The following is a 12,877-nucleotide window of genomic DNA, read 5'->3' on the forward strand; positions in this document are numbered from 1 at the left end:
TCCCGTTACAATTAAAGGAGCAACCATTCTAGTCAAAAAAGGAGCACATATTATGACACAAAAAATCGATTTAGAAAATACCAAATGGTCATTAGAAAATATCATCAAAACTGTCGGGACTGATTTGTCTTCTGTCGTTGAGATCCAAAATACAGAAGGTATCGACGTGGTGGTCATTTCTAAAGATGAATGGCAGCATCTGTTGGCCTTATTAGATACCCGTCATGCAGAGGGGTATCGCTTGGATCAAGAATTGCCTGAAGACATTTTGATCGACGTCGCCGACACGGACAATCAGTACAGCGGCGAAGGCGAATTGGAAATGGAACTGCCAGAAAGAGTCCATCCAGCGCCTGATTTTGAACTTGAAGCAGAAGAAATCGTTGAAAGCGATGACGTTCTAGACTAACAAGATGACGTTCTAGACTAACAAGATGACGTTCTAGACTAACAAAAAGAAGCGAACCTGTCACAGGTCGCTTCTTTTTTGTTTGCGGAAATTGCTTATGGTGCTTGTTTGTCTAGCACAGCTTGCAAACGGGCGATAGCCGGGCCTAGTTCTTGTTGGGCTTCTTCTTCTGGATCAAGGGATTGGCACTCTTGCAGGCGGGCCAGCCAAAGCGCCGGTTCTTTCACTCCTAACTGACCTATCGCCCAATAAGCGGTCCCCCGAATGACGGGTCTTACATCTTCAGTGGCGCACCGCCAAATGTCTGGCAAGGCACTACGATCTCCGACATTGGCTAAGGCAATGATGGCATTGCGCTGCAGGGGCTTCTTGCCGCGCCATGAACCAGATAAATGGCCAAATTGTGCTTTAAAGTCTTTGTTGGACAGCGAAAGCATCGGTTTCAATTTAGGATAGACAGTCTCTACTTCCGGTTCCATCTCAGCATGAAAATGAAAATCTTTGCCTCGATTATACGGACAAACCAGTTGGCAGATATCACAACCGTAGATCACATTATGCATTTTCTTCCGATATTCCTCAGGCATCATCCCTTTGGTTTGTGTTTGATAAGAGAGACAGCGTTGCGCATTCATCCGGCCGTCTCCCAGCAGTGCTTTGGTGGGACAAGCTGTGATACAGCGGGTACATTCTCCACAACCAAAAGGCACTTCTTCGTCTGGGGCCAAGGTGATATTGGTGACGATTTCTCCTAAATAAACAAAAGAACCAAACTCCTCCGTGATCAATAACCCATTACGTCCTATGAAACCTAGTCCGGCTCGTTGTGCTGCAGCAACGTCCACCAATTCTCCGGTATCCACTTGCGGTGCAAATCGCCAGTCTTCCGCTGCTTCCATAGATGCTGCTTGCGCTTGGATAAAGGCAATCAACTTATCTAAACGGTCACGCAGCACATCATGATAATCAATTCCCCAAGAAGCACGGGCAAACATGCCTCTTTTTTCATCTCTAGGTACTTTTTCTTTGATTTTTGTTGGATAAGCTAGTGCAATGGCGATGATTGTTTGAGGATTCTCGAAAGTCCGCTCAGGATAGATACGCTCCTCGATCACTGGATGTTCAAAACCCGAGGTATGCCCTTTGGCCTTTTGTTCTCGCAGTGATTCTTCTAAATAAGTGAAAGGTTCTGCAGATGCAAACCCAATTTTATCGATGCCTAACCGCTTGCTTTCAGCGATAATTTTTTCTTTTAAAGACATAGTTGCTCCTCTTTTGATAACTGACCGTTCAAAGCATATTTTTTTATTCTCCCATTATACGAAAGTAAATGCAGAATGTCGATATCTAGCTCTTTTTGGTTTGTATACATCGAAAAATGCGTACAAAATTTTAAGATTTCAATTAGCTTTGATTTGTTACCGTTATCATTGGTTACTTCAAAGGTCTGTCATGCTAGACTAATAAAAGAAAAAGTGAAATGGAGAAGATTATGGATCAAACAACGATTGGGCTGACTTCTGCAGAAGCAGCCAAAAAAACAACAGCTGGCTTGCATAATGACTATGAAACAACCGCCAGTAAAACAACTACAGCCATTATTCAAGACAATATATTCACCTTATTCAATTTTTTGAATATACTGATCGGTATCTTCTTATTTGCAGTGGGTGCCTACTCAAATATGTTCTATCTAGTCATCATCTTGGTCAATATCACCATCGGGATCAGTCAAGAAATTCATGCGCGGAATCTGGTCAAAAAGCTCTCGCTCATTGCACCTCAAACTTTGCGGGTGTGGCGGGATGGTCAAATCAGCAGCCACACCTCGAAGGAATTGGTACTTGGCGACTGGGTGGTACTTGGCGCAGGGGATCAGATCCCTGCTGACTTAACGATTCAATCTGGACGCGTGGAAGTCAATGAAGCCATGCTGACAGGTGAAGCCGATCTTGTTGTCAAACAAGCAGGGGACCGTTTATTATCTGGCAGCTTTATTGTGAGTGGCGAGGTCACGGCTGAAGTTCTTCATGTGGGTGCTGATAATTACGCAGCGAAACTAAGCAATGAAGCCAAAGTCCACAAACCTATACGTTCTGAATTGGTTTCATCGATTCGTCGGGTGTCACAATTCACCAGCTATGTGATCGTTCCTCTTGGCGTCATCTTATTTTTGCAAGCTTATTTCTTGCGAGATACAGGCATCAAATCTTCGGTGATCGTTTCTGCCGCAGCTTTATTGGGCATGTTACCTAAAGGCCTTGTCCTGCTGATCAGCATCGCTTTGACCACAGGTGTGATCAAACTGGCCAAAAAAAGGATCCTTGTCCAAGAAATGCATGCGATTGAAACATTGGCCCATGTCGATACCCTTTGTCTAGACAAAACCGGTACGCTGACAGAAGGCAAAATGCGCTTAGAAGACGTGCTGCCATTGCAGGATACAGTCGATCCTCATGTGTTCCTTGGTCATTATTTAGCCGCAAGTACCGATAATAACTTGACCATGCAAGCCTTGCGAGAAGCTTTGCCTGTCAGCGCAGCACAAACCCCTGTAACCATGCTCCCCTTTTCTTCCGAACGCAAATGGGGCGCTGTTTCTTTCGATTCACTAGGTACGCTCTATTTGGGGGCGCCAGAAAAAGTTGCTGACTGCAGGGAATTACCTGAAGTCAAGGCAGCACAAATGGCCGGTTTGCGGGTACTGATTTTGGCCCATTCAACAACAGCACAACACACCGAAGAAGCGTTTGATCCTACTGACGCACAAGCGATAGCTGTCATTGTCTTATCGGACATTATCCGCCAAAACGCCCAAGAAACCTTGGCTTATCTCTCCGATGAAGGCATTGATTTGAAAGTGATCTCTGGGGATAATCCAATCGCTGTCGCGGCGATTGCCCAACGTGCCGGTGTCCCTTATGCCGAAAAAGCCATTGATCTATCCACTTTATCTACGGAAGAAGACGTTCGCGCCGCAGCCTTGCGCTATACAGTTTTCGGCCGTGTCACGCCTGAACAAAAGAAACTACTGGTGGAAGAATTAAAAGCCGCCAACCGAACTGTAGCCATGACTGGTGATGGCGTCAATGATGTGTTGGCCTTGCGGGAAGCCGATGTCAGCATTGCCATGGCTGCTGGGGATAGTGCCGCAAGACAAATCGCCAATTTTGTCTTATTGGACTCCGATTTCACCACATTGCCAGATGTCTTGTTTGAAGGCCGCCGGGTGGTCAATAATGTGACCAAAGCCTCAGGGATCTTTTTTATCAAAACGATCTACAGTTTTCTCTTGTCCCTGATTTGTATTTTGACTTCCAGTGCCTTTCCATTCTTGCCGATCCAAATCACTTTGATTGATTTAGCGATCGAAGGCTATCCTTCTTTCTTCTTATCTTTCGAAGAAAATAAGCAACGCATTCATGGAAACTACTTGTCTACTGCCTTGCTGCATGCTTTACCTAATGCCTTGCTCGTGCTCGTGAATTACTTCGCTGTGCGCTTCTTACAAACCGATTACGGGTGGCACGCAGGCGATACCACAACATTATTATATTATTTGTTGATTGGGATCAGTTGTTTGGCAGTGATTCGTGCCTGTCTGCCGTTAAATCCGCTACGTCTTTTCTTAGCAATCTCCACCACGATAGGCATCTATGTGGCTGCGATGCTCTTCCATCACTTATTGGAAATCAGTTTCTTAACAGCCGTGACATTGCCTTATTTCATAGGATTGATGGTCATCAATATCATTTTGTTCACCGGCTTGTCTTTATTGGCCAAAAAGTGGACAGCCATGCGCCTAGCAAAAGCACAACACGAATGACATACTTAGACGTTTCCGTATATTTACGGGGACGTTTTTTTCATGGATAGACCCATCCCCCACTGACCAAATGAAATCCATGCAAGATTTTGAAAATTTGTTATACTAATCTTGTAGGCGGTTACAATCATTGTGTGCCTTTTATTTTTTAATGCGGACAAAATGATTGAACTGTGCTGCAAATTTGCTCAGAAAGCGTTGGTGATCATGCATGAAAAAAAGTATTTTACTCGTTTCTCACAGTCAACAACTTACTGAAGGCTTAAAACAAATGATTGAAGATATGGCAGATACGCAGACGGTAACTCTTTATGCGCTTGGCGGTACCGCGGATGGCGCATTAGGTTCTGATGCCACAAAAATCATAGACGCTGTCAATGAATCCGATCAAACGGCGCTGATCCTCGTCTTTGCAGATTTAGGCAGTGCCGTGCTGAATGCGGAACTTGCCTACGATATGTTGGCACCTGAACAGCAGAAGAGATATCATTTGATCGATGCACCATTGGTAGAAGGCGCCTTCGCGGCAGCCATAACCGCCGGTTTTAGTGATGATTTATCGCAAATCACAGCAGAAGCAAAAAAAGCAGCAGAGAAAGGATGGCCCACAGCATGAAAAAAATTATCAATGATCCAAGCAAGATCGTCGAAGAAATGTTGGCAGGATTGGCAGGTAGTTATCCGCATTTGATCCATCAAGTTGAAGATACACGGGTGCTTGCAAAAAATGATCAGCAGCCGCAAGTTGGTTTGGTATCTGGTGGCGGCAGTGGCCACGAACCGGCACATGCTGGCTTTGTTGGCGACGGTATGCTAAGTGCTGCCGTTTTAGGAGATGTCTTCACTTCCCCTACACCTGATCAGATTTTGCATGGTATCCAGGCCGCCGATCAAGGACAGGGTGTCTTGTTGATCGTCAAAAATTATACAGGCGATATTTTGAATTTTGAAATGGCTAAGGATATGGCTGATATGGAAGATATCCAAACAGAGATCGTTGTCGTCGATGATGACATCGCCGTTGAAAACAGTACCTATACCGCTGGCAAACGTGGTGTTGCAGGGACAGTCCTTGTGCACAAGATCCTTGGGAATGCTGCCCGCAACGGCACCTCTTTAGCAGAACTAAAAACACTCGGCGATACGATCGTTGCAAAAATCAAAACGATTGGTGTTGCCTTGAAAGCTGCCACAGTCCCAGAAGTCGGCAAACCCGGTTTTGCGTTGGCTGACGACGAAATCGAATATGGTGTCGGCATCCACGGAGAGCCAGGCTATCGGCGAGAAAAATTACAGCCCTCAAAGGATTTGGCCAAAGAGTTGGTTGAAAAACTATTGGCCGATTATGAACAAACACCCAAAAAAATTGGCGTCTTGATCAACGGTATGGGTGGTACACCTTTGATGGAACTCTTCGTCTTTGCCAATGACGTTGAACAACTATTGGCCGAAAAAGCCGTCACCGTTTGCTTCCACAAAGTTGGCAATTATATGACCTCGATCGATATGCAAGGCTTATCCTTGACCTTGATCGACTGTACAGATACAGACTACACAGAGGCACTGACCGCCCCTGTGACAACTATTGCATGGTAAAGGAGTGAACCACCAAATGAATCTGACAACTGAATCGATCCAAACTTGGTTAAATACATTTACAACTGCCATTGAAGACAACAAAGCCTATTTAAGTGATTTGGATACCCCTATCGGTGATGGCGATCATGGCAACAACATGGCCCGCGGCGTCGCGGCTTATCAAGAGGCTTTTCAAAAACAATCACCACAAACAATCAGTGATACCTTCAAAGTACTTTCGATGGCTTTGATCTCAAAAGTTGGCGGTGCTTCTGGTCCTTTGTACGGTTCCGCCTTTATGAACATGACCAAAGCCACCAAAGAATTAGATGAGATCACTTCGTATGAAGCATTAGGGGACATCATTGCCGAAGGACTCGCCGGCATCAAACAACGAGGCAAAGCCGAATTCGAAGACAAAACGATGGTTGATGTCTGGCAACCTGTCGCGGAGGCTTTGCAAAAAGGCGGCCTTTCCGAGTCAGATATCGACACAGCTGAAGCCCATACTAGCGAACTTGTAGCCAAAAAAGGCCGGGCTTCGTATCTAGGCGAACGGGCAATTGGTCATATCGACCCGGGGGCAGCTTCCAGTGCCATTCTTTTTAAAACCTTGCTTACGGTGATCGAACCATAACCAAAGATCGACTACAGCGCATTTTACAAAAAAACACCCAAGCACACACGATGCAAGCTGCTGACCAACTGTCGCAGCTAACATCTGTTGCTTGGGTGTTTCGTTTGTTTAATCCTCCGCTAAAATCGTTTGGGCAACTAACTTCACGTATTCAACCATGCCATCCGGATTCGGATGGACCCGGTCTTCATAAAACCAAGATTCTTGGCTGTTGCTCAAGTCATACCAATCGATCAACGTCATATTGTCATATTTATCCGCCATTTTTTCCAGCATACGGTTGACTTCATTTTGCCAACGCTGCGTCGGTACACGTACATTGACCCAATACACATTGCGATCCCCGATCTCACTCATAAAACTATCGAATTGCGCTTCCGTAAATGAGCCGTTTGTCCCTAAGCCAACCAAGACCGTATCTCGCAATAAACCTTGATCTTTCAATGATTTGATCAGATCAGGGCTGGCATACAACTGCCTGCCGACATCGCCATCAACAACTGCTTGGGGAAATAATTCTTGAAGATCGGCTGTGGCATCCAGCATCACGGAGTCGCCAAAAGCGGTGATTTCCAGTGATTCAGCCTTTTTGAGTTGCGCTTCTGACAACGCGTATTTGGTCATGATATCTTGTTCAGCTTCAGTAGTATCGGCAGCATCACTGCTGTCCGTACTGCTTTGCGCACTATCTCCGTTGGCATTTTTTTGGGTTTCTTCTGCCGCTTTCTTATTGGCAGCAATCGTATCTTTCAATTGCTGCTGTTGCGCATCCACATAGTTCGTTGGCGCTGAGATAATCCCAACTAACGCAATCATGGTGATCAATGTCCCCGGAATCACCCATGGCTTCTTCCAACTAAAGATAGGCTTTGTAAACCACCCACGTACGGTGCTTACTGTATGCTTGTATTTGAATTTTCGTAGTGGGTTCTCGATAAAACGATACGACAGCTCACTAAAAAGTAAAATCAAGAACAGTTCAACCAACGTATGCAATAAAACATTCTCCCCAATATTGCCTACTTTTGCTTCATAAAAGATCATCACTGGGAATTGATACAAATAGATCCCATAACTGCGCTTGCCAATATAACTAAACAACGGATTGGTCAACAGCCGATTCAGACTAGCCCCAGGATGGGCAGTCACGGCGACGAGTACCGTGGCCAGTATACTGATCAAAAACATGCCGCCATAATAGACGAAGGTCAAATGATCATCCAGCAAGAAGAAGGCGAACACCAACCCCAGCAGCGAAACGATCCCTGACAGATTCAATATTCGTTTGGCCTTGATAGGAATTTCTTTTTTCAAGTGAGTCGTTGGCCAGATAAAAGCCAGCGCACTCCCCATCCAAATAGAGAACAAACGGGTATCTGTTCCATAATAGACCCTCGTTGGATCCGCCCCCGGCGTATACAACACTGCGAACAGAATACCTGAAAAAACGGTGATGCCTGCTACAACATTGAACACCCTGCTTCGCTTCTTACCGATCTTCATCAACAGAATGAACACCAACGGCCAAATCAAGTAATTCTGTCCTTCTACTGCCAAAGACCATAAATGTGTAAAAGGGGACTCATTACCGAATCGGTCAAAGTAAGATAAGCCATGGTTGATTTGCCACCAATTATTGTAATATAGCAAGGAGCTGACCACGACACCTCGTAGATTGTTCAACAAATTACGCTGGAATAAGGTGATATAGGCAGCTGCCAGCCCCAGCATCACGACCATGCCGGGATAGAGACGTTTCATCCGCCTAACATAGAAATCAATCACCTTTATTTTCCCATTTTGATCCCATTCTTGCCGCAGCAAGTCCGTGATCAAATAACCCGATACAACAAAAAATACTGGTACGCCTAAATACCCGCCCCGCATTTGGGTAGGCAATAAATGATATAAAATAACGCCGATCACTGCTAATGTTCGAATACCATCGAAACCTGTGATGTAACGGCTTGTGCTTAAACGTTTGCTCATTATCCAACCACTTTTCTCAAATTGATCCATTTGCTTTTCTCGTAAATAAATGACAAAAAAACCTGCATATGTCATTCTCTCATAATTTACCAGAAATGACCCCCTTTAAGCTAGCACCTTTTGTTATATTTCTAAAAAAATTAATTTTTGTATAAAAAAAGTATTTCATCAACGAAATACTTTTCTCATGCTTTATCTTATAATTCTTCTTCATAAAAACGACCCAAGATTTGCACATTGTCCGCAATACTGACAAAGGCTTTCGGATCAGACTCTTTCATGGCACTGCGCAACATTGGCAATTCAAACCGTGTCACGACAGTCAACAGGACGGTTTGTTTATCATGTTTGTAAGCACCCTCAGCTTCATTGATGATGGTGATCCCGCGACGCATATGTCTTTGAATCGTTTGGATCACTTCTTCGGGGTTTCTAGTGATGATCGTGACTTGCATCTTCTTTTGTTTGGTAAAAACAGCATCCGTCACTTTGCCGCTGACAAAAATCGCAATTGCACTATACAATGCGTATTGCCATCCGAACAAAATACCCGCAGCAAACAAAATCACGATATTAAACCCGATCGAGATTGTGCCAATCGTTCGACCCGTCCGTTTGCGGATCGCAATACTGATAAAATCCAACCCGCCAGAAGACAAGCCGTTTTTTAATGCATAGCCGATCCCAACACCGCTGATGGCGCCACCGAAAATGGCACAGATCATTGGATCAGTCGTTACCGTTTCTTCCGGTAGTACTTGGACGAACAATGATGTCAATAAAACAGTGATACCGGTAAAGATCGTAAACTTATGCCCAATTTTGAACCACCCAATAAAAAACAGCGGGATATTCAGCAACAGTAATGTCAGGGATACAGGCAGATAGACCCCAAGCCAATCTTTCGATAGTGTGGTAATGATTTGGGCAACCCCTGTAATACCGCTGGAATAGATATGACCTGGTTGATAAAAGAAATTGACGGCAATTGATGCCAATAATGCATAGACGACAGAAAAGGATAATTTACTCGCATAGTCTGGGTGTGGGAGCCATTTAAATAGGGGATTCATTGCATTTTGCAGCCTCGCTTTTGTGATTTTGGTCTTATTATACGTCAGCAAACAAAAAAAGAAATGAACAATGAAAGAAATCGACAAATTCTCATGAAATATATTCATTCCTTCATCAGTTTCTGATTCATTACTCATTTCTTCAAATCATTTTTGTCTATTCGTCTTCTTCAACTGTTGTGACATCGATACTCAAGTCAAACAATTGCATTGGTGATACGGTACTTGGCGCTTGTGACATTGGGTCTGCAGCTTTCCCATTTTTTGGAAAGGCGATGACTTCGCGGATGTTGTCTTCTCCTGCCAACAACATCGCCAAGCGATCCAACCCTAAAGCGATACCGCCATGTGGTGGGAAGCCATAATCTAATGCATCTAACAAGAAACCAAATTGTGCTTGCATTTCACGTCGGGAGAAACCTAATGTTTCAAACATTTGCTCTTGCACAGCCCGGTCATGGATCCGCAAAGAACCGCCGCCTAATTCGTAGCCATTCAAGACAATATCATACGCCTCAGCATATACTTTTGCAGGATCAGTCGCCAATAATGGGATATCACGCTCTTTTGGCAATGTGAATGGATGATGGGCTGAAACAAAACGACCCGCTTCATCATCATACTCAAATTGCGGCCAATCAGTGACCCATAAGAAATTAAATTTGCTTTCATCGATCAAACCAAGTTCTTTGCCCAGTTTATTACGGATCGCGCCTAGGGTCGCTGATACCACAGCAAAAGAATCAGCACCGAACATCAAAATGTCCCCAACTTCAGCATTGGCAGCGGCAATGATCTCGTCAGTAACTTCAGTCAAGAATTTTGCGATTGGCCCTTTCAGCCCATCAGCTTCCACTTTGACCCAAGCCAAACCTTTCGCCCCAAACTGGCCTGCATAATGACCTAAGTTGTCCATATCTTTACGAGAATATTTGTCCGCAGCACCCTTCGCATTCAAGACTTTCACAACGCCGCCTTTTTCAAGCGCCATTTGGAAGACTTTGAAGTCCACCGCTTTGACAACGTCAGACAAATCGATCAATTCCATCTCAAAACGGGTATCTGGTTTGTCACTGCCGTAACGGCTCATTGCTTCATCATATGTGATTCGTGGGAAAGGCAATGTCACGTCTAGCCCTTTGACTTCTCGCATGACTTTTGCCAGCATTTCTTCTGTATACGTTTGGATTTCTTCCGCAGTTAAGAAGGTTGTTTCGATATCGACTTGCGTAAATTCTGGTTGACGGTCGCCACGCAAATCTTCGTCACGGAAGCAGCGTACGATTTGGTAGTACCGATCAAAGCCTGCCCCCATCAATAATTGTTTGAAAATTTGTGGTGATTGCGGCAACGCATAAAAATGGCCTGGATGGACCCTTGAAGGCACCAAATAGTCCCGGGCACCTTCTGGCGTTGATTTTGCTAAATAAGGCGTTTCGATATCCAAAAAGTCGTGATTGTCTAAGAAATTGCGGATCGACTGTGTCGTCTTCGCCCGCATCACGATATTTTGGGTCATTTTCGGCCGACGCAAATCTAAATAACGGTACTTCATGCGAATTTCGTCGCTGACGGTTTGGTCATCTTCAATCAAGAACGTCGGTGTTTTGGCTGTGTTCAAGATCGTGATATCGGTGATCATCACTTCATATTGTCCAGTAACCATTTTCGGATTGATTGCTTCTGGCGCCCGATTGATCACTTCACCAGTGACTTCTAATACGTATTCACTGCGGCATTTATCTGCAATTTCCCATGCTTCTTTTGATACTTCTGGATTAAAGACGATTTGAACGATCCCTTCACGATCGCGTAAGTCAATAAAGATGACGCCCCCTAGATCCCGACGCTTTTGGACCCAGCCTTTCAGTGTGATCGTTTGATTTAATTGGGCGTCAGATACGCGCCCGCAATATACTGTACGTTTACTCATTTTTCTTCTCCTTGTTCGATCATAGTCGTGGTCATTTCGTCATAGATTTCATCGAAATGATCATAAAGTGCTGCCAGCGGAAATTGTTTTTCTACTCGACTAGCCATTGATTTGATATTGATGACTTGTTGTGCCAACTCGGTTTCACCTAAAGTCAGCACCAACTGTGCCCCTTGTTTATCAGCGGATTTGAATTGTGCTTTGGCCTTGCGATCCATAAAGTCCCGATCAGCCGAAAAACCAAAGTTGCGAATGGCTTGCACGACTTTCAATGCTTCTATATTGGTTTCTTGTCCTAAACCAACGACATACGCATCTAGTTGATTCAATGCAGGGATCACGACTTCTTCTGCTTCTAGCGTTAACAATAAACGTTCCATCCCTAAAGCAAAACCAAAACCTGGTGTGGCTGGTCCACCTAGCTCTTCTACCAAATGATTATAGCGGCCACCAGCACAAATCGTAGCTTGTGCGCCCATCTTTGGTGCATCACTCATGATTTCAAAAATCGTGTGGGTATAATAATCCAACCCGCGAACCATCGTCGCATCAACTTCATAAGCAACCCCTAAAGCATCCAACATGGTCGTCACTGTGTCAAAGTGGGCTTTTGCCTCTGGCGTCAAATAATCCAAAATAGATGGGGCATCGGCGACAAATTTTTGATCGCGCTTGTCCTTGCTATCTAAAACCCGTAATGGATTTTCATGGAGGCGGCGTTTTGAGTCTTCACTCAATTCTGCTTCATGCGGCATCAAGTAATCGATCAATGCTTGACGATAATTTTGGCGGGTTTCTTTGTCTCCCAATGAATTGATGACTAAGCGCAATTGATTCAAGCCAAGTTGGCGGTAAAAGTCCATGGCCATGGCCATCGTTTCAGCATCCGTTGCGGGATTCGCTGAACCAAAGACTTCGACACCGATTTGATGAAATTGGCGCAAACGGCCCTTTTGCGGCCGTTCATAGCGAAACATCGGTCCCATATAGAATACTTTATACGGTTTGGTGTATTCCGGTCCAAATAGTTTGTTTTCCACATAAGAACGGGCGATCGGTGCTGTACCTTCTGGCCGCAATGTAATATGGCGCTCCCCTTTGTCGTGGAAGTCATACATTTCTTTCGATACAATATCAGTCGTATCCCCGACACTGCGGGCAATCACTTCAAAGTGTTCAAAGATTGGTGTGCGGATTTCATTAAATTGATAGTCACGAAAGACCAACCGTGCCGTTTCTTCCAGAAACTGCCATTTCTCCGATTCACCGGGTAAAATATCATTGGTCCCTTTTGGACGTTGGTAACTCATGCTCGTTCATCCTCCTATTGTTTGGGTCTTGCTCGTCATATACCTTCTGGCTGCTGCTCTATATGTATTGCTTTCTTGTCCGTACTGCTTGACAACAAAAAACCCGCCCTTGTTTGTTCACA

The 12,877-nt window shown here is 44.6% G+C and carries 10 protein-coding genes and 1 other annotated feature (1 of these 11 only partly in view); of the genes, 5 read left to right on the plus strand and 5 right to left on the minus strand.

Annotated elements, in window-relative coordinates; all coding sequences use genetic code 11:
* Positions 1 to 52 precede the first annotated feature (52 nt).
* On the plus strand, positions 53 to 409 hold the full coding sequence (locus ACYVRS_RS02025; protein ID WP_054115088.1) for a hypothetical protein: 357 nt from the start codon (positions 53 to 55) through the stop codon (positions 407 to 409).
* A 95-nt stretch (positions 410 to 504) separates the two neighbouring features.
* Here ACYVRS_RS02025 and queG read toward each other — a convergent pair whose 3' ends face one another.
* Positions 505 to 1,671, minus strand: coding sequence for a tRNA epoxyqueuosine(34) reductase QueG (gene queG / locus ACYVRS_RS02030; protein WP_312498320.1), 1,167 nt, complete (start codon positions 1,669 to 1,671; stop codon positions 505 to 507).
* Positions 1,672 to 1,901: 230 nt separating this feature from the next.
* Between queG and ACYVRS_RS02035 the strand changes: the two genes are divergently transcribed.
* The 4 genes from ACYVRS_RS02035 to dhaL all read left to right on the plus strand — a co-directional run bounded on the left by ACYVRS_RS02035 (position 1,902) and on the right by dhaL (position 6,450).
* On the plus strand, positions 1,902 to 4,235 hold the full coding sequence (locus tag ACYVRS_RS02035; protein WP_461202647.1) for a cation-translocating P-type ATPase: 2,334 nt from the start codon (positions 1,902 to 1,904) through the stop codon (positions 4,233 to 4,235).
* Between the two features lie 211 nt (positions 4,236 to 4,446).
* On the plus strand, positions 4,447 to 4,851 hold the full coding sequence (dhaM, locus tag ACYVRS_RS02040; RefSeq protein ID WP_312541656.1) for a dihydroxyacetone kinase phosphoryl donor subunit DhaM: 405 nt from the start codon (positions 4,447 to 4,449) through the stop codon (positions 4,849 to 4,851).
* A complete protein-coding gene (gene dhaK, locus ACYVRS_RS02045) occupies positions 4,848 to 5,831 on the plus strand; it encodes a dihydroxyacetone kinase subunit DhaK (RefSeq protein ID WP_312498317.1) in 984 nt (327 codons plus the stop codon). Before dhaM ends, dhaK begins: the two co-directional genes overlap by 4 nt.
* A 16-nt stretch (positions 5,832 to 5,847) precedes the next feature.
* Positions 5,848 to 6,450 (plus strand): dihydroxyacetone kinase subunit DhaL, encoded by a 603-nt coding sequence (gene dhaL, locus ACYVRS_RS02050; protein WP_312498316.1) that lies wholly within the window; start codon positions 5,848 to 5,850, stop codon positions 6,448 to 6,450.
* Between the two features lie 108 nt (positions 6,451 to 6,558).
* Here dhaL and ACYVRS_RS02055 read toward each other — a convergent pair whose 3' ends face one another.
* From ACYVRS_RS02055 to hisS, 4 genes are all read right to left on the minus strand, one after another.
* A complete protein-coding gene (locus ACYVRS_RS02055; RefSeq protein WP_313538086.1) occupies positions 6,559 to 8,439 on the minus strand; it encodes an acyltransferase family protein in 1,881 nt (626 codons plus the stop codon).
* A gap of 197 nt (positions 8,440 to 8,636) precedes the next feature.
* Positions 8,637 to 9,512, minus strand: coding sequence for a YitT family protein (locus tag ACYVRS_RS02060; protein WP_312498147.1), 876 nt, complete (start codon positions 9,510 to 9,512; stop codon positions 8,637 to 8,639).
* Positions 9,513 to 9,669: 157 nt separating this feature from the next.
* Positions 9,670 to 11,445, minus strand: coding sequence for an aspartate--tRNA ligase (aspS, locus tag ACYVRS_RS02065; RefSeq protein WP_312541653.1), 1,776 nt, complete (start codon positions 11,443 to 11,445; stop codon positions 9,670 to 9,672).
* A complete protein-coding gene (gene hisS, locus ACYVRS_RS02070) occupies positions 11,442 to 12,755 on the minus strand; it encodes a histidine--tRNA ligase (protein ID WP_461202367.1) in 1,314 nt (437 codons plus the stop codon). The genes aspS and hisS overlap by 4 nt, the downstream gene beginning before the upstream one ends.
* Before the next feature lie 118 nt (positions 12,756 to 12,873).
* Positions 12,874 to 12,877 (minus strand) — a binding site (T-box leader); it runs 203 nt beyond the window's last position.

The organism is Enterococcus salsurae (genome assembly GCF_054784955.1).

What these genes read in the sequence shown, in the direction of transcription:
- ACYVRS_RS02060 (WP_312498147.1), bottom strand. Translation starts at nt 9,512, where the DNA reads ATGAATCCCCTATTTAAATGGCTCCCACACCCAGACTATGCGAGTAAA.
- ACYVRS_RS02035 (WP_461202647.1), top strand. Translation starts at nt 1,902, where the DNA reads ATGGATCAAACAACGATTGGGCTGACTTCTGCAGAAGCAGCCAAAAAA.
- hisS (WP_461202367.1), bottom strand. Translation starts at nt 12,755, where the DNA reads ATGAGTTACCAACGTCCAAAAGGGACCAATGATATTTTACCCGGTGAA.
- ACYVRS_RS02055 (WP_313538086.1), bottom strand. Translation starts at nt 8,439, where the DNA reads ATGAGCAAACGTTTAAGCACAAGCCGTTACATCACAGGTTTCGATGGT.
- dhaK (WP_312498317.1), top strand. Translation starts at nt 4,848, where the DNA reads ATGAAAAAAATTATCAATGATCCAAGCAAGATCGTCGAAGAAATGTTG.
- aspS (WP_312541653.1), bottom strand. Translation starts at nt 11,445, where the DNA reads ATGAGTAAACGTACAGTATATTGCGGGCGCGTATCTGACGCCCAATTA.
- dhaL (WP_312498316.1), top strand. Translation starts at nt 5,848, where the DNA reads ATGAATCTGACAACTGAATCGATCCAAACTTGGTTAAATACATTTACA.
- queG (WP_312498320.1), bottom strand. Translation starts at nt 1,671, where the DNA reads ATGTCTTTAAAAGAAAAAATTATCGCTGAAAGCAAGCGGTTAGGCATC.
- ACYVRS_RS02025 (WP_054115088.1), top strand. Translation starts at nt 53, where the DNA reads ATGACACAAAAAATCGATTTAGAAAATACCAAATGGTCATTAGAAAAT.
- dhaM (WP_312541656.1), top strand. Translation starts at nt 4,447, where the DNA reads ATGAAAAAAAGTATTTTACTCGTTTCTCACAGTCAACAACTTACTGAA.